The organism is Escherichia sp. AM3 (assembly GCF_032029835.1).
Taxonomy (GTDB): domain Bacteria; phylum Pseudomonadota; class Gammaproteobacteria; order Enterobacterales; family Enterobacteriaceae; genus Escherichia; species Escherichia coli.
In genome coordinates, this window is sequence record NZ_JAVUPQ010000660.1 from 1 (window position 1) to 371 (window position 371).

1 protein-coding gene is annotated in these 371 nt (G+C 56.1%); it reads right to left on the minus strand.

The window, feature by feature from the left end:
- The coding region (locus RTW80_RS27760) for a major capsid protein (RefSeq protein ID WP_312721331.1) at window positions 1-371 on the minus strand (371 nt) is incomplete at both ends.

A 371-nucleotide genomic window follows, 5' to 3' on the forward strand; every position in this document is an offset into this window, starting at 1 on the left:
TTTGCAGACCTTCAGCAGACATAATCTGGAAGTTGTAGTTAACGTTAGGCAGTGGACGCGGCAGCGGAACAACGCCTACAGCCATACCCACCAGTGGAGAGATCACGTCACGGCGACGAACGTACGCGATAAACTCGTTACCGGTCAGCGCGAAGCTCATGCGGATTTCTTTCACCGGCGCGAACGGCAGAACCGCCTGCAATACAGTGCCGCTTACAACGCCATTCACCACGTACGGCTGAGCCAGGTTCGCCCAGATTTCAGGAGAAACCCACATCACATCGTATGCGGCGACTTTGTTCGCGCGTGCGGTGGTACCGAATGCGCCTTTACCGAAGAACGCAAAGAGCGCGGTCATGTCAGCGGTAGTC